Raw genomic sequence first — 24,755 nt, forward strand, 5'->3', positions numbered from 1 at the left:
GAAACTAAGGATACTTAAAAATTAATCCCCCCACAGCAGTATTTGTTGATTTACGCTGCAGGCACACGCTTTCCGCGGGCGGTCCGGGAGCTATATGAATTGAACTGAACTAAGCCTACGAACTACTCCACCTGCCTTAAACAAAATGTAATTTAGCGGATGAATTATACGGAGACTCCAATGGGAACTAAAGCAAAGCTGAGACCCCACAGGGCTTATGCCCGAGGAGGCTCGGCAGCTTCCCATGGAAAGCGAAGTATAGTTCAGAAGCGGTATACATAAGCCGCATATGTAATATCTGTATCCCACAAGTTTAGAATACTTTTCTAATAGGATTTATTTTAATAACGAAGAAGGAAGAAAATTCTGAAAAGGTAATTGTAGGATGCAAAAGAACTGTGGTATGATCACAATAATCAGACTAATTTATCATGACAATTGTTTCGGTTTTGTGTGAATGATTATTCATTCATAATAAGGAGGAGTGGAAGAGTTGCTCAATTCAACAATCGTACTTAAAAAACGTAACAGGTTATTAACGAAGCTTATTTGGGCCTTATTTAGCTTAGGGTTGCTTAGTAATTTTATAAGTTCGGTTCCAATGGAAGGGATCATAGCTTATGCAGTGTGCGGGGCAGTTTTATCAACTGTGATCACTTTATTAACCTTTCAAGAAAAAGCACAAATGTATGTTCCATATGCTGTAACTGTTTCATTTTCTATTCTAACATTTGTACTCGGGACTACCTCACCAAAATTATCAAATTATCTTTTAGTATATGTCAGTTTAGCAATCGTCACTTTATATCATCAATATCATCTCATTGCTATTTCTGGAGTGCTTGGGCTCGTATTAACCAACTATTTCTTCCTTAATCTAAACGAAGCTATGTTCAGCGGATTAGGCAGTGAAGTGTTAATTTCTCTAAATCTGTATGTATTGTTATTAACTCTTATTCTAATTGCACAGGCCAGGATTGGGACTAGTATGCAAAAAGATGTTGAAATGCAGGCAGAAGATGCGACGAAAGCTAAAGAAAAAGCTGAAAACTTATTACATAAAGTGGCACAATCTCAAGCTGTCATCACACAATTCAGCGGAAAAGTAAAAGACGATATTCATTCTACAAAAGCTGTATCTACACAGCTTTACCAAACATTTAAAGAAGTTTCCGGGGGAATAGAAGATCAAGCAATGAGTGTAAGTGAAATGAACGAATTAATAAAGGAGCAAGACCAATCAGTGACATATGTTTCAACGTATGCTGAAACGGTTCATACAACCGCTTCTGACAGCCTTAAAGAAACGGAGTCAGGTTATCAGCGCTTAAATGAGTTAACAAAGGAAATGAATGATGTTCAGAAGATGGTAGAAAGTACGACAGTTAATATGAGTGACCTAACTGATAAAACGAAAAATATTGGTGCCATCTTAACGACGATCGATCAAATTGCCGAACAGACAAACTTACTAGCATTAAATGCTGCAATTGAAGCTGCCAGGGCCGGAGAACATGGGAGGGGATTTGCTGTTGTCGCTGATGAAGTTAGAAAGCTTGCCACACATTCGCAGCATTCTACAAAAGAAATCACCAAGCTTTTATTTGATATTCAGAAAAAAACCGAATCCGTCTCATTAGAGGTGAACCTTAGTGAACAAGCAATCAACAGAGGAATGCTTGCGACCGAACAAACGGAAACGAGCTTACAATTTCTATTATCAAAAATGAAGCAAATGGCTGAAGCAGCTAGTGCATTTAATGAGCTGGTGAAAAAATTAAAATCATCATCTGCGATTATAACCGAGGAACTTGCAACAGTTACAAGCGGAACCGAGCAATCACATGCGATGGTTGAAGAAGTTTTTGCAAGTGTCGAGGAACAAAATGAGTATATCGCAGCCATAACGGACCGCTTTAAAGAATTAGAAAAACTAACAAATGAATTGTCTTCTTTAATAGATAGAACAGAATAACACTGATAAAAAGGCACATGAAGAAAAAGTTTCTACATGGGTCTTTTTTGCTTTATTTTAGTAAATGTTGAATTGGAGTGATAATGTTTGAAAAAGAACCGTTTCAAGGTTATACTGTTTGTATAATATATGTACAATTTATTTCTAAGTTGTGATTAGTGATTAAGAGAGGGTGGATACGGTGGCAAGAAAAAAGATTTTCGTCATCGGTGCGGGCCCTGGCGGACTGGCAGCAGCTATGCTCTTAGCCGGTAGAGGGTATCACGTAGAAGTATTTGAAAAACAATCTTATCTTGGGGGCAGAACCTCTTCTTTTACAAAAGATGGATACACGTTTGACAGAGGGCCGACATTTCTAAGCATGCCCTATATTTTAGAAGAGTTATTTGATGCAGTGGGACGTAGAATGAATGACTATCTTTCTATGATAGAAATTGATCCGATGTATGAATTGAAATTTGATACCCTCTCTGTCTTTCCTTCAAGAGATTCTTCGATCACAAAAGAGAGAATTGATCAAACTTTTCCGGGTGAGGGCGAAGGATATTTGCAGTTTATGAGGGAAACAGAGAAAAAAATGAATGCCTTAATGCCTGTTCTGCAAAATAGACATAGTTCTTTGCTTGATTATACGAGATGGAGAACAATTAAGGCGCTTCCAGAATTATCACTTGGTCAAAGCCTTTATCAAGTCTTATCTAAATACTTCAAGGATGAACGTCTCAAACTCGCATTCACATTCCAATCAAAATATTTAGGAATGTCACCGTGGGATTGTCCAGGGGCATTCAGCATACTATCTTATATGGAACATAAATACGGTGTATTCCATCCAACAGGGGGGTTAAATCAAATACCTAAAGCGATGGCTAAAGTCGTTCAGGAATTTGGCGGAAGCATCCACCTGAATACCGGAGTAGAAAAACTGATTACTAAAAATAAAAAAATTATCGGGATTGAAACAACTAGCGGGGATCGTCTTCACTGCGATGATGTAGTGATTAATGCTGACTTCGCTAAAGCAATGACTACGATTGTAGAAGATCGTGACTTAAAACTTTATACAAAAAAGCGATTGGAAAAAAAGAAATACTCTTGCTCTACTTTTATGATTTACGCAGGGGTTAAGAAAACATTTGATCTTCCTCACCATACAATCCTTTTTTCAAATGATTATAAAAAGAATGTTGAGGAAATTACCCATTCTAAAATCATTTCAGAGGATCCATCAATCTACATTCAAAATGCCAGTGTGACAGACGGCAAATTAGCAGAAAAAGGGAAATCTGCTATGTATCTATTAGCCCCTGTTCCAAATAATTTTAGTTTAATCGATTGGGAAGAGAACAAACATGCTTTTAAGCAGCTTGTATACGAGCAGGTAGAAAAGAAGACAGGGTTTAAAGGGCTAAGGGAGAATCTTGAGGTAGAAGAGATTATTACACCGCTTGATTGGGAAGAAAAACATCATGTTTATAAAGGGGCGACGTTTAATTTAGCCCATAACTTAGGACAGATGATGTATTTCAGGCCTCATAATAAATTTCAGGAACTTGAAAATTGCTGGCTTGTAGGAGGCGGTACTCATCCAGGAAGCGGGCTGCCTACAATCTTTGAATCGGCAAGAATAACAGCTAACTTAATCTTTGATGCTGATAAGGAGGTGTTGGTGTCCACGTGAAGACAGCAATTATTGGCGGTGGTGTCGGAGGAATGCTCTCTGCTTTGTATGAAAGACAGCGAGGCAATGAAGTAGTCTTATATGAAAAAGAATCCTCCTTAGGTGGAAGGTTAAACTTTGTTTCCAAAGATGGTTTTAAAATCGATAAAGGTCCAACGATTGTTTTACTTCCAGAAATGATCTACTCCATCTTAAAAGAAGTAGGGATCCAAAAGGACGAGGTTGAGATGATTCGGATTGACCCTCTCTACAAACTACAATTTCCTGATGGGATGGAGTTTTTCAAATGGAGTCATATCGATAAACAACAACAAGAGATCAAAAAATGGTTTCCAGGAGAAGAAGAATCCTTTGTTCATTATTTAAATGAAATGAAATGGAGATTTGAAGAAGGAAAAGAAGCGTTTCTAGATCGAGACTTTGTGAGAAAACGAGATTTCTTTTCTCCTTCAAATGTACAGACATTATGGAAGCTAAAAGCATACCAAACAGTGAAAAAACAGGCAAGCCGGTATTTTATCAATCCGAGACTTGTAGAGGCTTTTTCGTTTCAAACCTTATATATAGGCGGGGCGCCAAACAAGTCTCCTGCGCTTTATTCATTAGTTCCGTTTAGTGAACATCATCATGGCATTTGGTATGTAAAAGGCGGATATGCAAGTCTCGTTTCACTTTTTGAAGAAAAGCTTCGTGCCAGGGGAGTTGAGATCAAGCTTTCTTCAGAAGTAAGTGAACTGATCACTGATGGTAAAAGATGTACAGGTGTACGTACAGGGGATAACTTAGATAAGGTTGATCGAGTAATTGTAAATGGAGACTTTCCGCTTGCTGAGCGGTTAGTGACCAGTAAACAGAAGTCGTATACCCCTTCATCAGGGTGTCTCCTGCTCTATTTTGGGCTCAATCGTACGTATAGTGAGTCCTCTGTTCATCAGTTTTTGATGACAGAAGACTTTGAAACTCATATGAATGAAGTATTTGAAAAGAAGACTTTGCCGGCTTCTCCCTCCATGTATGTATTTCATCCGTCTTTGATTGATGAATCGCTCGCTCCTAAGAATAAAGGGGTCATGTATGTGTTAATTCCAGTTCCATCTAACGGAAATGTGGATTGGGATTCAATTGATGACTATGTAGATGAGCGGATTAAGGAGCTAGAGGAAAGAGCATTTCCTAATTTAAGAGAAGCGATTGAATGGATGGAAGTTCGGACTCCAAAAGATGCGATGCAGGAGGGTTTGTATGCGGGAGGAAGCTTTGGAATTGCTCCTACCCTTATGCAATCAGGAGTATTTAGACCTCAATTAAAACCCTTTCAATATGAAAATGTGTATGCCGTAGGAGCATCAACTCATCCAGGCGGGGGCATCCCAATTGTGATGCAAGGTGCTAAGCTGTTAAATGAGTATATTGAAACAGAAGAGTTGGTCCAATCATGGTGAAAAGGAGTGAGACGATGGATAGGATAGAACAAGCTTATTATGATTGTTACGATGTCATTCGCCGTCATTCTAAAACATTTACAAAAGCCTTTGGTACACTTCCGAAAGAAAAACGAAATGCCGTATGGGCTGTATATGCTTTTTGCCGTGAAGTGGACGATATTGTTGATGAAGGTGACAACCCAAAAGAAGAGTTAACACATTTTGAAGAAACATTTGAGCTGTTTTTGCAGAGAAAGCTGCCGCTTGTAGAATCTAAATGGATTGCACTAGACGATGTATTTTCTCGTTTTGAAATGGATCAAGTAGCTTTCTATGATATGATTCGCGGACAGAGAATGGATTTAGAGAAAACAAAATATAAGTCACTAGATGAGTTAGAACACTATTCTTATCACGTGGCTAGTACCGTTGGGCTGATGCTGCTTCCTATTCTTGCTCCTAAGAACCACGAATCTCTTAGAGCGGGTGGAATTGCGCTCGGGCTTGCGATGCAATTAACGAACATTCTCCGTGATGTACAGGAAGATTTAGATAGAGACCGTATCTATCTGCCATCCGATTTAATGATGAAGCATGGCTATTCTTTAGTCGACTTGCATATGGGAATCAATAATTCTTCTTTTGTGAAGGTTTTTGAAGAGATCGCTGAAAGAGCAGAAATGCTGTATGAACAAGCCTTAGATACTATGGAAGGATACCCCCTTGATTCGAGACTCCAAGTAAAAGGGTCTGCCTTATTGTATCGAGCGATTCTCCAATCGATCCGCAAAAATAACTACAACGTTTTTAAGACCCGTCATTATGTGACGCAAGAAGAAAAAGATGCGATTTTGTTAGAGATGGAAGCATAACTACCTTATTGCATTATCTGCTATACGCTAAGAAGGAGCTGTCAAAAGACAGCTCCTTAAACATGTTTATCTATGAGTACCTTCGCTATATTCTTGCCGCTTAATGTGACCATTGGAGACCCGCCTCCTGGATGAGTCGAGCCGCCGACAAAGTATAGGTTGCTCAAGTCCTTTGCTTTATTAGCTGGCCTTAAATATGCATCTTTTCGTTTATTCGATGCTGGCCCGTACAATGCCCCGCGATATGCATTAAATGTGGAAGCAATCCAATTAGGCTCTATTATTTTTTCTTCTAAAATATAGGGTCTGATCTCTACACCAAAAGCCTCAAGTTTATCATAGATTACTTCTTTATATGTTTCTAAATCTAGCGGATCCTTTTCATTTGTGATGGCTGGTGCATTCACTAAAATAAATAAATTATCTCCATCAGGTGAGACAGCAGGGTCAGTATAAGATGAATTACATATATACACTGTAGGATCTCTCGGGAGCTGTTTTTTTGTGAATAATTCATTGAATTCTTTTTCGTACGATTCGCTAAAATAAACCTGATGGTGAATAAGTGAATCAAGCCGTCTATTTAAAGAAACTAAGAGAACGAGCGCAGAAATCGAGGGCTCATAGGAATCTCTTTTTCGATCTTTAAAAGAGGGTCGGTACTTTTCTTTTACTAAGGAAGGGTAAACGGATAAAAGGTCCCCGTTCATAATCACTTCATCTACATCAATCATCTCATCAGTTGATAAAGCCATTGCTGTTACACGGCTGTCTTTCACTTCAAGATGATTCACTTCTGTGTCTGTCTTAATGTTCACACCAAGCTCCACTGCTCTTCTAGTTAGAGCTTCCGCAATGACAGGGTTTCCCCCTTTAACGTAATACACTCCCTCGATCAACTCTAAGTAAGCAATCATCGCAAATGTAGCAGGGGCAACATACGGAGAGGAGCCGATATAGGTTGCATATCGGTTAAACATTTGGATTACCTGCTCATTGGTAAAGTACTTTCTATGAAATGAATCAAGAGTTTGGTGCGGCCTTACTTGGGTAAGCGCACGAGCAAGCTCTGGTGAAAGATAATCAGTCCAGCTGGTAAAAGTTCGATGAAAGAAGTAGCGTTCTGACAATCCGTATAAACGTTTGATTTCAGTTAAATAATCTGAATAACAAGAACGAGCATCTGGCTCAAATGAAGTGAGCTGACTGCTTACCTCAGATACATCAGTAGACAAATCTAGCGTTGTCCCATTTGTGAAATGATTTCTGGTGTGGGTTTTTAGTTGAATAAACTCAAGATAATCCTCCGGGTTGACACCAGTCTCTTTAAATATACTTTTAAACACATTAGGCATGGTTATGGTATTTGGACCAAAGTCAAATTGAGCACGACCTAACTGATGGCGCATCATCTTTCCACCTAAATGTTGATTCTTTTCTACTAAATGCACCTCAAAACCATGATAGGCAAGCAGTACTGCACTAGCTAAACCTCCCAGTCCCCCGCCAACAATCCCTACAACTTTCTTTTTCATGAATAACGCCGTCCTTTCCAAACAAATCCCTTCCCATTAAAGCTTAAGAACATAGATCGATATAATACTAATAACAGGCTTACTGCGGAGAGGGGCATGAAGAGCCACAGCCACTTTTCTTGATTCATGGAACGATCAATAAAGAATTTGATCATCCAAGTGAGAGTTAACGGTAACAAGTAATAAAATTGCAAAGTAAATAGACCGTATAAGGCAAGAGGGAGTGGCACAATAAACAACATAAAATAAAAAATAGAGAGAAAAACGGCTAGTATAACTGACCTGCCTATACCGGGAAAAATATTTTTTGAAAACCCTTCCCATACTTCTTTATTACTGTCGTACATATGGCATGTTACATCAGTTGTCACATTCGCAATGATTGCTTTGCTGCCGCTTTTTTTTACAGCGCGGGTAAGATGGACATCTTCGACAAGAGAATTTTGAACTGTCTGATGCCCGCCGGCTTTCTCATAGGCTGCACGGCTAAAGAACATGAAAGCACCATGGGCAGCAGTAAAAGCAGGCTTCATTGTATAGTTAGCCATAAAAAGCGGCAGGTGCATAAGTACAATCATATGCTGCATAGGAACAAGCAGTTTACTAAGAAAGCTTGTTGTAGGGAAAAACGGAAACCCTGTAAGCAATCCTGCTTTATGTTTCTCCAATAGCTGTAAAGCTTTATGAAGTGTGTTTGGCTTTATTCGAATGTCTGCATCAATAAAAACGAGAAATTCTCCCCGCGCTTTTGCTCCAAGTTGATAACATGCATGAACCTTTCCCACCCATCCTATTGGAAGCGGTTTTCCGTCGATTATAGTTACGTTGGTAAGAGATTGACTGTATGTTTCTAGAAGAGGTCGAGTCTGATCAGTTGAACCGTCGTCTAGAAAAAAAAATTCTACATTTGGGTACGTTACCTTCGATAAAGAAGAAAGTAAGTCACCTACATTGCGCTCTTCGTTTCTAAGCGGCACCAAAACAGAAAGCAAGGGGTAGGTGACACGTTTCTCACTTTTATCTGGAAGCTTCGGGATAAATAAGCGATTAATCGTGGCCCATATTAATATGACGAAAAGAATGAAGCAGAGGATCAATATCATCATTTAATTCCTCCCTTTAAAGTGAATGTTTGCAGCCACTCACTGACTGTTTTTCCACTTTGCAAAAGAGGTTGGTATTCTGATGGCTTCTCAAGAACCAACTCCTCCTTTTGCTCCTCAAGCTGCCTTGTAAGTGCTTTTTCTAATGAACATGTGATCTCTTTTCTATTTCTCCCTAGACCACCGTTATTCTCAATAGCAGTCCCGACATGAATATATAGCTCAGGTTTTTGCTCGTGTCTAAAGGTGTAGTAATAGGTGAGCGGAACGACTAATACATCTTTCTTATCTTTTAATAAGTACCCGACACCAGATTTAAATTCAAGCGGCCGTTTTTCAAGATGTTGTTCAGCCCCTTGAGGGAAAAACCACAGGGCTTGTTTAGTTGTCAACTTGGTCCGTGCATAGTTTAACGAGTCTAGGAGAGAGCGAGAATCGGATGGGTTGACTGAAAAAGCACCTATTTTTCTAAAAAAGGAATAGGACTTCATCCCTTCCTCACTCATCATCGCAAACGATTCATGACGTAAGCACTCGTTGGATAAATAAAAGGAAACGAGACCATCCCACCAGCTGCTGTGATTGGCGATTAACAGAAGAGGTCTGTCAGTTTTAGGGAAGGTTCCCTTTAGATTGACTGAATAAAAGGATCTTTTTAAAAGCCAATGAGTGGTATAGAAATGAAACACTTTTGAAAACCAGACACTCTTCTTATCTTTAATCATCTAGACTCACCTTCTTCTTTCTGTAGTGAGAGGAGATAGCTCCATAAAATAAGTAAGGTAGGGATGGCAGTGACAATAATAGCCAGCCAAAGCTGTTCAGTTGCAGCGATGACCATAAACATGAAAATCATTAATCCAAATAGCCAGACCATACGTATCTTCCAATAAGGTGATTGATCAAAGTGGTAAACCTTTTTATAAGAAAGCAGAAGATAAATAATAGCGTGAAGTAAAAAAGCAAGCCAAAACCATCCTGCAAAATTTGAAAAAGGAATGTCATAATACAACCCGCCCTGATCCCATATCCAATATTCTTTAATATGGAAAGCTACTGGATCAATGATTAAGTCAATCACAACAGCGAATACACTGCCAGCTACAACGTAAGTCAGTCCCCTAATCCAAGTATTAGAAATGACTTTTGTCAGTTGTTTGCTGATGACATGGGTCGTTGCTATAACCATCAACCAAGCAAAGCCGATCGTTAAAGGAAGGTCGAATACGACAAGTCCAAAATCTGGATTGTAATAATAGTGTCCAAAAAACAGCCCGTAATGAACTCCTGCGCCTTCAACAAGAAGTGTAATCAAAAAGATAGCAGCACTGATCACACTCCCAAGAGCCGCACCATAATTTCGGATAAAGTAAACGACTCCAAGAGTTCCGGATAAGATGAGAAACACTGCATTAGCCCACTCAAGAGCAGGAGGCAGAATATCAAAGGTTAATAGAATGACTCCGTTTATGTACCAAAAAATAAATAAACCGAATAGTATACGGTCGAATGTGTGTGACATGACTTTAGCCTCCTTATCTACTATGATCATTATAAAGTGATTTAGATAATTGTACAAATATTGTACAACGCGTTAAAATGTACAGCATGTTAAATTACACAATTTTTTATTTAGATAGAACGGAGGCATTAACATGAGAAATGAAGTCGTAATTGTAACAGGAGCAGGACAGGGTATAGGGAAAGTGATTGCATTAGAGTATGTAAAAAGGGGAGCGACCGTAATTGCTTGTGATATCAATCAAGAGGCAGTCGAAAAAACGGCTCAAGAAATAGATGAAAAAGACAAACACCTTTATTATCCTATGGCATGTGATGTCAGGTCTGAAGATCAAATACAAGAATTGATTGGACATGTGAAACAACAATTTGAGCGCATTGATGTTTTGATTAATAATGCAGGTGTTTCTTTGTTTAAACCTCCCTTTGATTTAGACGTGAGCGAATGGGATGATGTGATTCACACGAATTTACGTAGTGTGTTTATTTTTACAAAAGAAGCAGCAAAGGTAATGCAGCAAAATAAATATGGGGCGATCGTAAATATTGCCTCGACTAGAGCCACCATGTCTGAACCAAATTCTGAGGCTTACGCTGCTTCAAAAGGGGGTATCATCTCCCTAACACATGCTTTTGCAGCGAGTCTTCAAGATTCAGGGATCCGTGTAAATGCGATCAGCCCTGGTTGGATTCATACAGGTGATGCAGGGGAACTAAGAGAGGTTGATCACAACCAGCATTTTTCAAAAAGAGTCGGCGTACCAGAAGATATTGCGCGTGCATGCCTGTTTTTAACTCAAAAAGAGAATTCGTTCATCACTGGTGAGAATATCGTTATTGACGGAGGCATGACTCGGAAAATGATTTATGAACATTAAAACAACGACATTGATAGTGGAAACTTCAAAAGGTTTATTCATTTCCGGGTGATAGAAGCCTCATGATTTTTCTCATTAGTGAGAAGCTAATGGAAAAGGAGTGTTGCTATATGACAAATAAATCGTATCCAACTAGTCAGCCAGCTCAGCATCAAAATCGCCAGCCAGGCTTTGAGGAGGAAATGAACCCAAAACCTGTGTATGACCGGACGGAATACAAGGGGAGCGGGAAGCTTGAAGGTAAAGTAGCTCTCATTACAGGAGGAGACAGCGGAATTGGACGAGCGGTTGCTGTAGCATTCGCTAGAGAGGGAGCAGACCTTGTCATTGGGTATTTAGATGAACATGAAGATGCCCAGATTACCAAAGGATTAGTCGAAAAAGAAGGGAAGCAATGTTTATTATTCACTGGAGATATTGGGGAGGAAAGCATTGCTAAGCAGCTTGTTCAAAAAACGATCGAAACCTATAATAAGCTAGATATTCTAGTAAATAATGCAGCAGAGCAGCATCCTCAAACATCACTTGAAGCAATCACTGCAGAGCAGTTAGAGAGAACATTTAAAACAAATATTTTCTCCTTTTTCCATGTAACAAAAGCAGCACTGCCTCACTTGAAATCTGGTGCGAGTATTATTAACACAGCATCTATTACGGCATATCAAGGAAATGATCAATTAATCGATTACTCCTCAACAAAAGGGGCGATCGTCAGCTTTACCCGTTCCTTATCAGAATCATTAATTAAACGAGGCATACGAGTAAATGGTGTGGCGCCTGGTCCTATTTGGACGCCGCTTATCCCAGCAAGCTTTGATGCGAGCCACGTCGCTTCTTTTGGGCAAAACTCCCCTTTAGGACGTGCCGGGCAGCCGGAAGAATTGGCACCTTCCTATGTTTATCTAGCATCTGATGATTCCTCTTATGTCAGCGGACAGATGCTTCATGTAAACGGCGGGACCATTGTAAACGGTTAAAGGTGTTGCCATCATAGAGTCACATCCGCTAAACTAATAAATACGAGGAGTGATGACATGAGACCTTTACAAATTTCAGCCGAGACTGCACAAAAATTATCTAAATCATTGAATGTGCCGATTGAACAAATTATGCATATGCCTCAGCATATTCTAATTGCAAAACTGGCTGAGCTTGAGAAAAAAAATGATAGCACAGAAAAATAAAAAGACGTATCCGCACTGAACGGCGGATACGTCTTTCATTTTATTAAGAGGCTACTTGTTGTTTTGTTTTCGTTAAAGCAGGCTCTGTGACTTCTTGTGCCGATGCTTGTTTATACGCACAATATACAAAGAAAACGGCAACTAGTACATATCCTATAGCATAATCTGGGGCAGCATTAACAGCAAGAGCCGGTGCATGCATAAATCCGACAAAAGATAAGAAGGCAGCAATCAGAGAGAAAATGGTTGCTTGTTTAAAATTCCGATCAATAATAGCAACCGTCATAGCCCCAAGTAAAATAGCTGTAAACATAGCTCCTTGTCCGAGTGGAACGATCCCCTCAGAAATCCCAGCAACGACTTCACCTGCTCCGTTATTAAATCGTGTCATAACATAGTTAGCGAAATACGGCAGCATTGCGATCGCCACAGCAGGATAGTATTTCTTATCATTAGATTGAAAGGCTGTTGTGACCATTGATAAGCCGACAAATACAAGAATTGGTGCGATCGCAGCTAATGGAATGATCGCGGCTAATGCAGCAATCACACCTGTTACAGCTGCTGCACCAAAAACAACGGCATTTAATATACTGTATCCTCGTCCGGCTCCCATTTGTTTTGAGCCGACTGTGGCAATATAAACAGTTGTAGGAAACAATCCTCCAAAAATGGCACCAAGCATCGTCCCTGTGCCGTCCACAGCTTGGCATTCACGAACATCATAGGAATCACCTGCAGCTGCCATCGCATCGACGTTATTCATCGTTTCAATCGCATTATAAAGTGTGATGGGCAATAATACGGCAAGTAATCCAATAAGTGCTCCAAATAAATAAGTCATTCCTTCAAATGCAGCTAGTGAAGGGACGATTGGGTAAAATCCCATGTTTGAGATACCTTCAGCAATACTTCCAGGAGATTGATACCCTAAGGCAAAAGCTAGAGCAGTACCTATGATTACGGCGAATAATGATGCAGGGATATTGAATGGCATTGCGACTTTACCAACTACACCAACTAAAATAATAGCTAAAGCAACAAGACCTACAACCGGAATGGAGAACGTATTAAATAACATTTCACCAGCAATAAATGTGATTGCCACACCCGCAAGAGCTCCTAACATGGCTGCGCGCGGCAGGTGGTCACGGACCCAGTTTCCAGATAAGCTGACTACAGCTTCAATCAAACCACTTAAAAAGGCTGCGGCAACAGCAATTTTCCAAGCAAGTTCAGGGTCACCTGTAAGAGCGTTAGCAGGCGCAAGAACCCCAAATAAAAAGACAAACATAACAGGAGTGCTGATCCCATAAGACAGGGCGGTTACATCAGTTCGGTTTTCTTTAACGGCCAAGCGCTTTGCCATGTACGCATAATATAAATTTCCGGCCATAACAGCAACAGCAGCACCAGGAATAACTTTTCCAAACACAATACTAGCAGGGAATCCCATACCAAGCATAGTGACCGCTATAATCACAAAGTTTGCTAAGTTATTTTGGAATAAGGCAAAAAATGCATCTGTATCCTCTCTTTTATAAAGGGGATAATGAATAGGTTTAGTCGTCATGATGCAGCCTCCTTATGAGTGCGATGAAACGAGTTCATCAACAAATGTAATTTTACCTTCATTTAAATCGTGCAGGCGTGCTAGCGCTTCGACGCGATACCCAGCATCATCAAGCTTTTTTCTTCCTTCTTGGAATGATTTTTCAATCACAATTCCAATACCTGCAACACTAGCACCTGCTTGTTCAACGATCTCTATTAATCCAAATGCCGCCTGGCCATTAGCAAGGAAATCGTCAATGATTAACACACGATCTCCTCCTTGGATGAAATCCTTGGAGACAGATATATCATTTGATTCTTGTTTCGTAAAAGAATAAACCGTGCTTACAAGGAGGTTATCCGTTAACGTTAATGACTTTTTCTTGCGGGCAAAGATCAACGGTGCTTGAAGTTCTGTTGCTGCCATAAAGCTTGGTGCAATACCTGATGATTCAATGGTTAAAACTTTAGTAATCCCATCATTCTTAAAACGTGCAGCAAATTCCTTGCCGACCAATGCCATTAGCTCCGTGTCAATTTGATGGTTTAAAAAAGTATCAACCTTTAACACATCATTTGATAATACTTTTCCTCTTTCTCGTATTGCATTTTTTAGCTCTTGCATACGATCCCCTCCTTAATAATGAAAAAACCCGAATATCAAGGCACCTGTAGACTACAAGTGATACCTTGACATTCGGGTTTTTTGTCAAAAGAAACGTTAGGCAATGTATATTGCTAAATAAGAAGTAATATACATAAAACACCTGTTCAATTGAACTATTATTTGATCCGATTGTCATCATCACTCATAGTCAAGCCATTTACGGCAGCTTGGTAGAAACTTGTGAGCCATATCCTCACGATTATACGAGTTTGTTTTATATTGTTTGTGTATAGGGGTTAGTATAGAGTATCATGTCTATTTTTTAAAGAGTTTTTTGAAAAAAACGAATAAAAAACTTAAATTTTGAAAATTCATTCGTTTTTTAGGGTGCTCAAAATCTTTTAATTAATGGTCCTTAATAATAATGAATTCATTATTCAAAACCTTCATCACAATCTGAATTAGACTATTCCTATCTTTTTACTTGTATTTATAGAAAAACACGCTATAATCAGTAAATATCACAAAAATTTAATAGAGAGAAGGTACGTAAAGTGGGGAAAATAAAGCTATTCACTTTATTTATGTTGGTAATGTTAATTAGTGCAATGATGGCTGCGTGCTCAAGTGATGCAAACGTGGGTGAAGAAGCAGCTGATCAGGCAGAAATAAGCGGGGGAGATTTAGTGATTGATGTTCAAGCAGACCCTCAAACGCTAGATCCGCACTTAGGAAATGATCACCAAACGCTTAATGTTGGTCGTACTATTTATGATACATTAGTCTACACAGATCAAGAACTAACGATGCATATGGGATTAGCTGAATCATTCGAACCAATTGATGATACAACGTGGGAAGTAAAAGTACGAGAAGATGTAACGTTTCATGATGGTTCGAAATTAAATGGGGCAGTTATTAAAGCAAATATTGAGCGATTGCTCGACCCTGCTATTGCGTCTCCAGTTGCCTTTTTATTTGATATGATTACAAATGTTGAAGTAATTGATGAATATACAGTACACATTGAAACCGAGTTTCCATTTGCACCGCTTCCAGCTCATTTTGCACACCCTGGCGGTCATATAATTAGTGCTGAAGCCATTAGGGCGGATTATGCGGCTATGGATGAGGGAGAAGAACCTGGAAGTGTTATTAACTCTAATCCGGTTGGGTCTGGATATTTTAAGTTTGAAGATCGTGTTCACGGACAGTCGGTAAGAGTCGTTAAGAATGAAGAGTACTGGGGAGAAGCTGCAAAGGTCGACTCTATTACATTTAAAGTAGTACCTGAGGATTTAACTCGTGTTGCAGAGCTTGAAACAAATACAGCACAGATTATCGGCCACTTAAACCCAAGTGATGTTACTCGTATAGAGCAAACGGAAGGGGTTAAAGTCGCAAAAGAAGATAGTGTAAGCTTAGCCTATTTAGGATTTAACAACACAAAAGAACCGTTTGATAATGAGCTTGTTAGACAAGCGATTTCAATGGCTATCGATAAAGAACAAATCATAGACGGCATAATGGACGGAGCTGCACTCCCTGCCAAAGGACCTCTGGCTCCACCGGTTTTTGGCTACAGTGATGAAGTAGAAGGCCTTCCTTATAATGTGGATCAAGCAAAAGAATTATTAGCCGAAGCCGGTTATGAAGGTGGATTTGATACAACCATTTGGACCGATGATGCAAGAATTCGTATTGACGTAGCTGAATACCTGCAAAGTCAATTAGCTGAGATCGGGATCCGAGCTGATATTCGTGCGATGGAATATGGTGCGTTTTTAGACAATATCACGAATGCAGAGCATGATATGATGATTGGTGCTTGGGGAACGGTGACAGCTGATGCTGATTACGGACTTTATCCGATGTTTCATTCATCTAACTTCGGCATGACTGGAAACCGTACGTTCTATGCTAATGATGAAGTAGATGAGCTGCTTGTATTAGGCCGCCAAGAAACTGATGAGGGCGAGCGATTAAACATTTACAAACGTGCACAGGAAATTATTATCGAAGAAGCTCCTCTAGTGCCTCTTTATCATACAGAGCATCTAGCTGGTCTTCGTGATGAGGTAGAAGGTTTTTGGATTCATCCAAGCAGCTTATATTACCTCCGTGATGTGACGATTCAATAGTATAAAACCATGGTATAAAACCATAGTATAAAACCATAGCATAACTCCATAATTTAACGACTATGTAAATCCACTAACCCCCCAGTTTATAAACTGGGGGGTTATATGCGTTCACAATAAGGAGGGGGTTCTTAAAGTTTAATTAGCATACGTAAGCGGAACCGACAATGACTAATAAGATGAATAATACGACAATTAACGTAAACCCACCTTGATAAGAGTAACCCATAGCTGTCAACTCCTTTCTGCTCTGTTCCATACATACTATGTCAATTAGCTGATATTGGTTGGGCTAATCATCATTTTTTAGGTGAAAATCATAAATCCAGGCATGAGATGTTTTCTTGTTTGAGAAATGGTAAACAAGGGAATAGTACAAACAACGCTTCCCCTAAGCGAGATCATTTGACAAGGTCTATTGTTCATATTAAAATGTGTTAGCGAAATGAATATGGCAGGATTGTAACTGATTAGATCAGGCAAGACCTTGAGAAACGAATGGGGAGCACTAAGCTATCTTTATGCGTTTTTTTAGGTCTTTTTCTATTTCCTGAAAAAAAGCATCATTTCCAGTCATGTAATTAGTAATTATGAAATTAATTGAGAGGTGTATTTAACATGTTAAAAAAATTATTCGGACTAGATAAGAAGGAAGCAGCACCAGTTCAACCAACTCAAGAAATTGTTCACTCTCCAATGACGGGGAAATATGTTGCTATTGAAAATGTTCCAGACCCAACTTTTGCAGAGAAAATGATGGGTGACGGTGTTGCCGTGGAACCTGCTAATGGAACAGTTGTTGCTCCTGTATCAGGAGAAATCATGCAGGTTTTCCCGACAAAACATGCGATTGGAATCAAAACGCCAGGCGGAGCAGAGATCTTACTTCACATTGGTCTTGAAACGGTCAATATGAAAGGTGAAGGTTTCACAGCTCATGTTAAAGAAGGAGATAAAGTGAAAGTAGGAGATCCTTTAGTTGACTTTGACCTTGCACTTGTAAAAGAAAAAGCGGCAAGCATCATTACGCCAATTGTTGTTACAAATCAAGACGACCTAGATAGCGTCATCAAAGAAACAGCAACCGATGTGGTTGCAGGTGAAACTCCTCTTCTTACATTAAAGATGAAGGGCTAATCTTAAATTAATAGTTGAATAAGAAAAGTGAAGCCGTCAAACAGCTTCACTTTTTTTACATCTGCTCCCCTCATTTACCTGCAATGCCAAAGCATTCACTTTCGCTTTTCGTTTCATTTCGTTACAATGGTAGGGTGTTATTCGGATGATATATTGTTGATGGCGGATTAATTAGGGAGCATGATGATGAAGATTAATAAAGTGTTAAATAATAATGTAGTGGTCGTAAAAGAGGGGCAAGAAGAAATTATTGTTATGGGCTCTGGATTAGCTTTTGGTAAGCGGAAGAATGATTTAATTAACCCTGAGAAAATTGAGAAAGTGTTTGTCATGAAAGATAAGAATGAATATGAAAAATTTACTCAAATGCTCAATATGCTGCCTGAAGCACATATTTCTTTAGCTGAGCAAATCATTTCGTATGCCGAGAAGAAGTTAAAAGCCAGTCTAAATGAGCATGTTCATGTGGCTTTAGCCGATCATCTTTCGTTTGCCATTGAACGTATAAAACAGGGATTCAGCCTACATAATAAATTATTACACGAAATTAAAGCACTGTACCCTGCTGAATTTGATATTGGTAAATGGGCTGTCGACTTGGTTTTCGAAAAAACGGGTGTTCGATTACCGGAAGATGAAGCAGGACATTTAGCTCTTCACATTCATACAGCCAAGATGAATGCCTCTACCATGAATGAAGTGATGAATACAACCGTTATCCTTCATGAGCTCATTTCATTAATTGAAAATACACTGCAAGTCAAAGTTGAAGAAGACTCGATATCATATCAACGATTAATGACTCACTTAAATTTCGCTTTGAAACGAGTAGTAGAAAATGAACCGTTTCAAGATGTAGACCCAGACATGCATGCGCTTGTAAAGGAGAAATACAACAGATCCTATCAAACGGCCTTGCTGCTGAGAGATCATGTAAAGGATCGTTTGGAACAGGACCTTCCCTCATCAGAACTTGTTTATTTAACATTACACATTCAACGAATTGATAAAAAAGAACGAAGTTAAAGAAAAAAATAAGGTGTGATTGAATATGAAAGGGATTATATCCTTAGGTGAAGCATTAATTGATTTTATTCCATTAGACAAAGAGAATATCACTTATCAAAAAAGTCCTGGCGGTGCTCCGGCAAATGTGGCTGTTGCAGCAGCTAAATTAGGTGCGAAATCCACCTTTGTTGGTAAAGTTGGGCAAGATGTATTGGGAGAGTTCCTTAAAGAAACGTTGCAAAGCCACGGGGTAGATGTTACTTCTATGATCTTAACTGAGGAAGCAAGAACTGGAGTCGTTTTTGTAACGTTAGATGAATCGGGTGAGCGTAATTTCAGCTTTTATATTGATCCTAGTGCAGATCGTTTTCTTTCAATAGATAACTTAGATTCCGAGTTATTTACAGGACATAATGTTCTTCATTATGGGTCCATTTCAATGATTTCCGAGCCGAGCAGAAGTGCTACTCTACAAGCAGTAAAAATGGCTAAGGAGCAAAATATGATTGTGTCATATGACCCTAACTTAAGATTAGGGTTATGGCCGTCAGAAAAGGACGCGAGAGAAACGATTAGTTCAATGTTAAAAGAAGCAAGCATTGTGAAAATCTCAGACGAGGAACTTACATTTTTGACTGGTGAAACAGAACTTGAAGCAGGTATAAAAAAGCTTTCAAAGTACAACATTCCAGTGTTGCTTGTTACTTATGGCAGCAAGGGGAGTTATGTACATGTTGATAATGAAACGATTCATGTGCCGGCAATGAAAGTTGAAACAGTTGACACTACAGGAGCAGGGGATGCTTTTGTTTCAGGAATCTTATATCAACTGAGCGAAAGAAATACTGCTCTAGGAGAGATTGCTCTTGATCAGTGGAAGGAAATTGTTGAGTTTGCTTCGGTATCAGGGGCGCTTGCGGCTTCTACAAGAGGGGCAATGACTGCCCTTCCTACGCTTGATGAAGTGAAAGCTACATTACAAAAGTAGAGTGTGTGTCAGGTAATCTTAATGTATTTTTATGGAAAATAAGCCGATCGTAGCGTTGGCTGATCTAATTTTATAAGACAAAAGAAGGAGCTGTTCAACCTAGAACAGCTCTTTTTATACGAAATGTACTCTAGAAACATATAATTTAATGGAATTGTTAGAAAATCGAACAAATTAGTGAACTTACTCTTGTTTTCTATTTCTATTTTTGTATAATGATAAATAGTTGGTAGAAAAGTTCGAAAATTGTTAATACTATTAAGGATTAAATAATAACATTCATTAGATGAGTGTTTTAGAAGGTACACTGATAATGGGGGGATCAACATGAAAGATTCGAACATTCCTATCACCATTTCAAAACGTGCCTATGACTTTATAAAAAAGCGCGGAGGTACAGTAAGCATTTCATTATTTCACGGAAATTCTTCCTGCTGTACAGGGGGGATTACTGAACTTATTTTATCTTATAAGGCACCTTTTGATAGAAATAAGTTTCAGAAAATTCAGCATAATGAAATTGAGTTGTTAATTGAACCGAACCTTCCTCTAAAAGATACAGGTTTAAAAATTGATCTATCTACATTCGGCTGGATCAAACAACTACAAGCAACAGGACTCGAGAGATTTTAAAGGGGAGTAAGGTGAAGGGAATGAACAAGACTAAAGTCAGCACAAAGGAAATGAAAGAATTTATTAATGATATGGCTAATCAATATACGATGCAATTTAATGTGTACCGGGAGGAAAGAATAGGAAATACAGTGCTTGATTTTTATGCTGAATTTAAAAGGCGTGATGAGAAATATCTAATGAGTAAGTCAATTAAGGTATGGAGTGTTGAAAATCAGCAATATGCATTTGTCAGACATCAAGAACAAGCCATCACTCCAACAGATATAAAGAAGTTCGCCAAAGATATTGATGCTAGAATCAAAGAATTTGTACCATCTAAACGTGAACATATGTCGACATTTTTTATTGGATTTATTGTAACCAATCAACCAATAGATAAAGCTGTTTTGAAGGAGGTGAGGAAGGCACGGAAGCTGCAGTTTTTAAAGTTTGGTTTACATGGCTGGGCAGATCGCTACATTGCGATTGTTGACCTTACAGAGAGAATAGTACTCGTAAACAACAAAGGGAGAGAATTTGTAAAGGGATTTCAGGATGCCTTATTGAAGGGGGAAGCTAGGGTATGAACTTTTTAACATTAATGATGATCTCAGGGGTCATTTTCTTACTTGCTTATCGTATTTATGGTCGTTTTCTAGAAAAAGAATTAAAAGTGGATCCAAACCGTGTCACTCCAGCAGTAGAAGTAAATGACGGGGTAGAATATGTTCCTGCAAAGAAGCCGGTATTGCTAGGACATCACTTTGCAACGATTGCTGGTGGAGGTCCGATTACAGGCCCTATTACAGCAGTAGCATTTGGCTGGCTGCCTGCGGTATTATGGATTATCATTGGTAGTATTTTCATTGGCGGGGTACATGATTATACTTCACTTCAAGCTTCTATCCGCCATAAAGCAAAGTCAATTGGTGCGGTGATTAAAGAGTATATGGGTGGACGAGGTCAGGTATTATTTCTTACATTCTCTATTGCTACATTAATTTTAGTTGTCGGTGTATTTATGATTCTTGTAGCAAATACGTTTGTATCCGTTCCTGAAGCTGCTACAGCGTCGATTTTATTTTTAGGTGTTGCTATTATTTTTGGATTCTTTGTAAACCAGCTTCGTGTCAATTTAGCGATTGCAAGCGTGTTTGGTGTTATTGCCATGTTATTATCGATTTGGGTAGGAATTAACTTCCCAATCCATTTAAGTGCACCGACATGGTCGCTCATTTTACTAGGCTATGCTTATGCAGCTTCTGTTATGCCTGTATGGCTGCTTCTTCAGCCGCGTGATTATTTAAATGCCTTCTTATTATATGGGTTAATTATTGGAGCAGTAGTGGGGATCTTAATTGCCGCTCCATCTATTCAATTACCAGCTTACACTGGTTTCCGTCATGAGACGATGGGCTTCTTATTCCCAATCTTGTTTATTACGATTGCATGTGGAGCTATTTCAGGTTTCCATTCATTAGTATCATCAGGTACAACGGCAAAACAGCTTGATAATGAGAAAAATGGTAAATTTATTGCTTACGGCGGTATGCTCCTTGAAGGTTTCTTAGCGATTATTGCTATTGGCTCTGTTGCTTATTTATCACAAGCAGACTTTGCAGCAAGAATGGATGCATTAGGCGGACCGATTGGAACATTTGCTGCGGGTATCGGATACTTCATGTCATTTTGGGGAATCAGCGAAACGGTTGCCGTTACATTTGCTGCCCTGACTGCATCTGCTTTCTTACTAACAACACTAGATTCTGCTACGCGCCTTATGCGCTATGCAGTCCAAGAAATCACTGAAGACCGTGCGCCAAAAGCGTTCCAAAATTCACATGTGGCTACAGCATCTGGTCTTGTCTTTGCAGCTGCACTAGCTCTATCAGGAACGTGGAGTCAAATTTGGCCGCTGTTCGGCTCAGCTAATCAAATGCTTGGTGCGCTTGCTCTGCTTGCAGTAGCTGTCTGGCTTAAAAAGACTGGAGCTCGTACCTTCTATGTCGTTATACCGATGTACTTCATGTTCTTTGTCACAGTAGCAGCACTTGGGGTATTAATGTATAACAACTTTATCGCAAGCAATTGGCTGTTATTTGTTTCAGCATTCATCTTATTTATTCTATGTATCTTCCTAGCCATTGAAGGTTGGAGAGCATTAGGAGAGAAAGAAGAACAAGATCGTACGGTTAAAATGTAAATAAAGAAACAAAAAAGGCGGCTCATAAGAGCTGCCTTTTTTGTTAGATCCCAAAGCTTGGGAAGACATATGGAGTGTCTGGTTCTGGAACTTCGTTAATCGTATCGAGCTGGATTAAAGGTATGTGAAAATCATTGTACATTGTTTTGTCAATCGTACCTACTACGTTGACCCATGTATCGTTTTCAAATGCAGTTGCTTCAGTCGTTTCAATCATCGTTCCATAAACCGATGCATCGGCAACACAGCAAGTCATTCCAAACCGGGCAACGACTAATTGATTATCATCAAAATCAGGTTCCCTGTACACAAATCCTACTATATGAATTTCTTTCCCGACAAAGCGGTCTAGGTGTAAATCTAGGACAGTCATAATATCTAAATAATTTTCTTCTGTAACTACAATCCGTTCTTCTGCAAGTAACTCTTGTGCCATTTCGTCGTAATAGGAGTTAAACCCTTCCTCAGTATAAAATTCTTCTGTGCTGAATTCGTCACTGGAGCTTGTTTCTGACTCGAGACTTTCCATATAACCATCAGGATCATTTAAATAGGCTTCAGCTCGAGAAGTCTGTGATCCTTCTTCTGACACTTGAGCTGTTGGTTTTGTTAGAATGCCTGAACCGTATTGGATCCCTCGGTTTTGCGCGACAGTTGAGTCTAATACTTTATCCGGCAGCACAAACCCTAAAACAATAGGTGCAATGAAAATAGAGTAAATAAATAATTTAGTAACAGGAGAACCTTCCATACTGTGGTCGGTTCCGCAATCGCATAACAGCTCTTCCTCTTGGCCTTTTGATGTGCTTCTTATTATCTGAACGACACCGAGCAAGAGAAAAACGCCCGTAGCAAAGTAGATAAACGGCATCATATTTACGGCAATATAGTAACGTATGTTGCCAGTAATGATAAATGCCAATATTAATAAAGCAAAACCGATTAAAATAATTCCTCGAATATAGGCATGAAATCCTAAGTCTGTTTCTTTCTTCAAATCCTTTCACCTCATTTATTTTAAAAACTGAGTACTTTTAACAAACTAAGTACTTTTTACAATATGAATAACTGAAGAGTCATCACTGCCGCAAAAACAGCCACTGTAACAACGATCATAAATGTAACAACAAAGCGAGCTTTAAAGAACGCAAATAACATAATTGTATTTTTTAGGTCCAGCATAGGTCCGTATACTAAAAAGGCTATAAGTGATCCAGTAGTAAATGTATTTCCAAATGATGAAGCTACAAAAGCATCTGCCTCAGAGCATAATGAAAGCAAGAAGGCGAAAGCCATCATTACAGCCGTTGAAGACCATTCGTTGCTTCCGATTGTAAGAAGAAGCTCACGATCTAGGAACGTTTGAAATAACGAGGCAATAAATGCCCCAAGAATCAGATATTTTCCCATTAAGAAAAATTCGTCTGAAGCGTGATAGAGGGTTTGCTTAAACCGATTCATCTTGCGCACAGGACTTTCTATAGTAACAGGGGTAATACCTACTAGCTCATCTTTAGATAACTTTAGCTGCTCACTATTTTTGAAAATGACATAAAGTATGCCTCCAATAATAATAGCAAGTATGAAAGCTAGTCCCATTCTCGCATATAAAACTGTTAAATCTGTTCTAAAGGCATAATAAGTCGATGCAGCTACAACCGGATTTAAGATGGGTGCCCCGACTAGAAAGACAACACCCACATGCAGGGGCATTCCTTTTTTGATGAGTCGTCTGACGATAGGAACGATGGCACATTCACAAATAGGGAAGATCGCTCCTAAAAAGGCAGCGGGCAGAAGGGCTGCATAAGCATTTTTCGGAAGATAACGATGAATCCATTCTTCCTTTACATAGATTTGAATTAAAGCAGACACGAAGACTCCAAGTAAAATAAAGGGTACCGCTTCAATTACTATACTTAAGAAGATTGTATTAACCGTTAACCATGTATCAGGGACAGCGATAGAGGCTTCCGTATTTTTAAATGATTCAATATTAAAAAATAAAATTAAGAACAACAGCAGCAAGACAAAGCCGATCATGTCTTTGCCAAAACCTATGAATTTTTTACCTGCTTTCATTTCTTTTAAATCGACTCCTTTATTAGATGGTTCTATTTATTCTTATGTAAGTGACTTTGGCTTTAGTAGAAATAGAATAACTTTGCTAGAAAAAAGTTCCCTAGCTAGTTTATCATAAACAGCTTCACAACAGGGGAAACCGTTGCATTCGTAATAAAATTGAAAAAATATCGAAAGAAGTAGAAAAAAAGTGGTAGATTCATGGTTGTTTTCCTGTTAAACTACGGGAGTTGCCTGATGGATAATA

23 protein-coding genes and 1 riboswitch are annotated in these 24,755 nt (G+C 39.0%); of the genes, 14 read left to right on the top strand and 9 right to left on the bottom strand.

Features of this window, described 5'->3' with window-relative positions:
* The first annotated feature begins 493 nt into the window (after positions 1-493).
* The 4 genes from PQ478_RS06695 to PQ478_RS06710 all read left to right on the top strand — a co-directional run bounded on the left by PQ478_RS06695 (position 494) and on the right by PQ478_RS06710 (position 5,952).
* Positions 494-1,975 (top strand): methyl-accepting chemotaxis protein, encoded by a 1,482-nt coding sequence (locus tag PQ478_RS06695; RefSeq protein WP_289236228.1) that lies wholly within the window; start codon positions 494-496, stop codon positions 1,973-1,975.
* A gap of 181 nt (positions 1,976-2,156) precedes the next feature.
* Complete coding sequence (locus tag PQ478_RS06700) at positions 2,157-3,656, top strand: phytoene desaturase family protein (protein ID WP_289236229.1); 1,500 nt, start codon at positions 2,157-2,159, stop codon at positions 3,654-3,656.
* Positions 3,653-5,098: a phytoene desaturase family protein gene (locus tag PQ478_RS06705; RefSeq protein ID WP_289236230.1), complete on the top strand. Its 1,446-nt coding sequence runs from the start codon at positions 3,653-3,655 to the stop codon at positions 5,096-5,098. The genes PQ478_RS06700 and PQ478_RS06705 overlap by 4 nt, the downstream gene beginning before the upstream one ends.
* A 14-nt stretch (positions 5,099-5,112) precedes the next feature.
* On the top strand, positions 5,113-5,952 hold the full coding sequence (locus PQ478_RS06710; RefSeq protein ID WP_289236231.1) for a phytoene/squalene synthase family protein: 840 nt from the start codon (positions 5,113-5,115) through the stop codon (positions 5,950-5,952).
* Between the two features lie 56 nt (positions 5,953-6,008).
* Here PQ478_RS06710 and PQ478_RS06715 read toward each other — a convergent pair whose 3' ends face one another.
* Genes PQ478_RS06715 through PQ478_RS06730 form a run of 4 tightly spaced genes read right to left on the bottom strand, consistent with a single transcriptional unit; the run spans position 6,009 to position 10,112 of the window.
* On the bottom strand, positions 6,009-7,487 hold the full coding sequence (locus PQ478_RS06715; RefSeq protein WP_289236232.1) for a phytoene desaturase family protein: 1,479 nt from the start codon (positions 7,485-7,487) through the stop codon (positions 6,009-6,011).
* Positions 7,484-8,593 carry a glycosyltransferase family 2 protein gene (locus tag PQ478_RS06720; protein ID WP_289236233.1) on the bottom strand — a complete coding sequence of 370 codons (1,110 nt, stop codon included), beginning with the start codon at positions 8,591-8,593 and terminating at the stop codon, positions 7,484-7,486. The genes PQ478_RS06715 and PQ478_RS06720 overlap by 4 nt, the downstream gene beginning before the upstream one ends.
* Positions 8,590-9,315 carry a lysophospholipid acyltransferase family protein gene (locus tag PQ478_RS06725; protein ID WP_289236234.1) on the bottom strand — a complete coding sequence of 242 codons (726 nt, stop codon included), beginning with the start codon at positions 9,313-9,315 and terminating at the stop codon, positions 8,590-8,592. Before PQ478_RS06725 ends, PQ478_RS06720 begins: the two co-directional genes overlap by 4 nt.
* The gene (locus PQ478_RS06730) at positions 9,312-10,112 is read right to left on the bottom strand and encodes a carotenoid biosynthesis protein (RefSeq protein WP_289236235.1); all 801 of its coding nucleotides are present in this window, start codon (positions 10,110-10,112) and stop codon (positions 9,312-9,314) included. Before PQ478_RS06730 ends, PQ478_RS06725 begins: the two co-directional genes overlap by 4 nt.
* 133 nt (positions 10,113-10,245) lie before the next feature.
* On the opposite strand from PQ478_RS06730, the gene PQ478_RS06735 reads away from it, so the two are divergent.
* From PQ478_RS06735 to PQ478_RS06745, 3 genes are all read left to right on the top strand, one after another.
* A complete protein-coding gene (locus PQ478_RS06735; RefSeq protein WP_289236236.1) occupies positions 10,246-10,989 on the top strand; it encodes an SDR family NAD(P)-dependent oxidoreductase in 744 nt (247 codons plus the stop codon).
* 110 nt (positions 10,990-11,099) lie between these two features.
* Entirely contained in the window at positions 11,100-11,966 is an 867-nt protein-coding gene (locus PQ478_RS06740; protein WP_289236237.1) for an SDR family oxidoreductase, read from the top strand.
* Positions 11,967-12,023: 57 nt separating this feature from the next.
* The gene (locus PQ478_RS06745; RefSeq protein ID WP_012958330.1) at positions 12,024-12,173 is read left to right on the top strand and encodes a YycC family protein; all 150 of its coding nucleotides are present in this window, start codon (positions 12,024-12,026) and stop codon (positions 12,171-12,173) included.
* 43 nt (positions 12,174-12,216) lie between these two features.
* Here the strand turns inward: PQ478_RS06745 and PQ478_RS06750 are convergent, their stop codons facing one another.
* Positions 12,217-13,746, bottom strand: coding sequence for an NCS2 family permease (locus tag PQ478_RS06750; protein WP_012958331.1), 1,530 nt, complete (start codon positions 13,744-13,746; stop codon positions 12,217-12,219).
* A 12-nt stretch (positions 13,747-13,758) separates the two neighbouring features.
* On the bottom strand, positions 13,759-14,352 hold the full coding sequence (locus tag PQ478_RS06755; RefSeq protein WP_289236238.1) for a xanthine phosphoribosyltransferase: 594 nt from the start codon (positions 14,350-14,352) through the stop codon (positions 13,759-13,761).
* Positions 14,353-14,519: 167 nt separating this feature from the next.
* Positions 14,520-14,621: riboswitch (purine riboswitch) on the bottom strand.
* A 267-nt stretch (positions 14,622-14,888) separates the two neighbouring features.
* On the opposite strand from PQ478_RS06755, the gene PQ478_RS06760 reads away from it, so the two are divergent.
* A complete protein-coding gene (locus PQ478_RS06760) occupies positions 14,889-16,475 on the top strand; it encodes a glutathione ABC transporter substrate-binding protein (protein WP_323465847.1) in 1,587 nt (528 codons plus the stop codon).
* 142 nt (positions 16,476-16,617) lie between these two features.
* Here PQ478_RS06760 and PQ478_RS06765 read toward each other — a convergent pair whose 3' ends face one another.
* A complete protein-coding gene (locus PQ478_RS06765) occupies positions 16,618-16,734 on the bottom strand; it encodes a YjcZ family sporulation protein (protein ID WP_081457638.1) in 117 nt (38 codons plus the stop codon).
* Positions 16,735-17,093: 359 nt separating this feature from the next.
* Between PQ478_RS06765 and PQ478_RS06770 the strand changes: the two genes are divergently transcribed.
* From PQ478_RS06770 to PQ478_RS06795, 6 genes are all read left to right on the top strand, one after another.
* Positions 17,094-17,612 carry a PTS sugar transporter subunit IIA gene (locus PQ478_RS06770; protein ID WP_012958334.1) on the top strand — a complete coding sequence of 173 codons (519 nt, stop codon included), beginning with the start codon at positions 17,094-17,096 and terminating at the stop codon, positions 17,610-17,612.
* Positions 17,613-17,798: 186 nt separating this feature from the next.
* The gene (licT, locus tag PQ478_RS06775; protein ID WP_289236946.1) at positions 17,799-18,638 is read left to right on the top strand and encodes a BglG family transcription antiterminator LicT; all 840 of its coding nucleotides are present in this window, start codon (positions 17,799-17,801) and stop codon (positions 18,636-18,638) included.
* 25 nt (positions 18,639-18,663) lie between these two features.
* On the top strand, positions 18,664-19,608 hold the full coding sequence (locus PQ478_RS06780) for a carbohydrate kinase family protein (RefSeq protein ID WP_289236239.1): 945 nt from the start codon (positions 18,664-18,666) through the stop codon (positions 19,606-19,608).
* Positions 19,609-19,935: 327 nt separating this feature from the next.
* A complete protein-coding gene (locus PQ478_RS06785) occupies positions 19,936-20,241 on the top strand; it encodes a CC/Se motif family (seleno)protein (protein WP_289236240.1) in 306 nt (101 codons plus the stop codon).
* Between the two features lie 20 nt (positions 20,242-20,261).
* The gene (locus PQ478_RS06790) at positions 20,262-20,810 is read left to right on the top strand and encodes a DUF8052 family protein (protein WP_289236241.1); all 549 of its coding nucleotides are present in this window, start codon (positions 20,262-20,264) and stop codon (positions 20,808-20,810) included.
* The gene (locus PQ478_RS06795) at positions 20,807-22,426 is read left to right on the top strand and encodes a carbon starvation CstA family protein (protein WP_012958339.1); all 1,620 of its coding nucleotides are present in this window, start codon (positions 20,807-20,809) and stop codon (positions 22,424-22,426) included. Before PQ478_RS06790 ends, PQ478_RS06795 begins: the two co-directional genes overlap by 4 nt.
* 43 nt (positions 22,427-22,469) lie before the next feature.
* Here PQ478_RS06795 and PQ478_RS06800 read toward each other — a convergent pair whose 3' ends face one another.
* Both PQ478_RS06800 and PQ478_RS06805 read right to left on the bottom strand, forming a co-directional pair.
* The gene (locus PQ478_RS06800; RefSeq protein ID WP_289236242.1) at positions 22,470-23,423 is read right to left on the bottom strand and encodes a TIGR03943 family putative permease subunit; all 954 of its coding nucleotides are present in this window, start codon (positions 23,421-23,423) and stop codon (positions 22,470-22,472) included.
* Between the two features lie 56 nt (positions 23,424-23,479).
* Positions 23,480-24,508: a permease gene (locus PQ478_RS06805; protein ID WP_289236243.1), complete on the bottom strand. Its 1,029-nt coding sequence runs from the start codon at positions 24,506-24,508 to the stop codon at positions 23,480-23,482.
* Positions 24,509-24,755 lie beyond the last annotated feature (247 nt).

Origin of the sequence: Alkalihalophilus pseudofirmus, from assembly GCF_029094545.1 — a bacterium.
Taxonomy (GTDB): Bacteria; Bacillota; Bacilli; order Bacillales; family Bacillaceae_D; genus Alkalihalophilus; species Alkalihalophilus pseudofirmus.

Bases quoted from the DNA above. Each gene is read 5' to 3' on its own strand.
- PQ478_RS06710 (WP_289236231.1), top strand. From the start codon at position 5,113: ATGGATAGGATAGAACAAGCTTATTATGATTGTTACGATGTCATTCGC.
- PQ478_RS06715 (WP_289236232.1), bottom strand. From the start codon at position 7,487: ATGAAAAAGAAAGTTGTAGGGATTGTTGGCGGGGGACTGGGAGGTTTA.
- PQ478_RS06720 (WP_289236233.1), bottom strand. From the start codon at position 8,593: ATGATGATATTGATCCTCTGCTTCATTCTTTTCGTCATATTAATATGG.
- PQ478_RS06725 (WP_289236234.1), bottom strand. From the start codon at position 9,315: ATGATTAAAGATAAGAAGAGTGTCTGGTTTTCAAAAGTGTTTCATTTC.
- PQ478_RS06730 (WP_289236235.1), bottom strand. From the start codon at position 10,112: ATGTCACACACATTCGACCGTATACTATTCGGTTTATTTATTTTTTGG.
- PQ478_RS06735 (WP_289236236.1), top strand. From the start codon at position 10,246: ATGAGAAATGAAGTCGTAATTGTAACAGGAGCAGGACAGGGTATAGGG.
- PQ478_RS06740 (WP_289236237.1), top strand. From the start codon at position 11,100: ATGACAAATAAATCGTATCCAACTAGTCAGCCAGCTCAGCATCAAAAT.
- PQ478_RS06745 (WP_012958330.1), top strand. From the start codon at position 12,024: ATGAGACCTTTACAAATTTCAGCCGAGACTGCACAAAAATTATCTAAA.
- PQ478_RS06750 (WP_012958331.1), bottom strand. From the start codon at position 13,746: ATGACGACTAAACCTATTCATTATCCCCTTTATAAAAGAGAGGATACA.
- PQ478_RS06755 (WP_289236238.1), bottom strand. From the start codon at position 14,352: ATGCAAGAGCTAAAAAATGCAATACGAGAAAGAGGAAAAGTATTATCA.
- PQ478_RS06765 (WP_081457638.1), bottom strand. From the start codon at position 16,734: ATGGAACAGAGCAGAAAGGAGTTGACAGCTATGGGTTACTCTTATCAA.
- PQ478_RS06770 (WP_012958334.1), top strand. From the start codon at position 17,094: ATGTTAAAAAAATTATTCGGACTAGATAAGAAGGAAGCAGCACCAGTT.
- licT (WP_289236946.1), top strand. From the start codon at position 17,799: ATGAAGATTAATAAAGTGTTAAATAATAATGTAGTGGTCGTAAAAGAG.
- PQ478_RS06780 (WP_289236239.1), top strand. From the start codon at position 18,664: ATGAAAGGGATTATATCCTTAGGTGAAGCATTAATTGATTTTATTCCA.
- PQ478_RS06785 (WP_289236240.1), top strand. From the start codon at position 19,936: ATGAAAGATTCGAACATTCCTATCACCATTTCAAAACGTGCCTATGAC.
- PQ478_RS06790 (WP_289236241.1), top strand. From the start codon at position 20,262: ATGAACAAGACTAAAGTCAGCACAAAGGAAATGAAAGAATTTATTAAT.
- PQ478_RS06795 (WP_012958339.1), top strand. From the start codon at position 20,807: ATGAACTTTTTAACATTAATGATGATCTCAGGGGTCATTTTCTTACTT.
- PQ478_RS06805 (WP_289236243.1), bottom strand. From the start codon at position 24,508: ATGAAAGCAGGTAAAAAATTCATAGGTTTTGGCAAAGACATGATCGGC.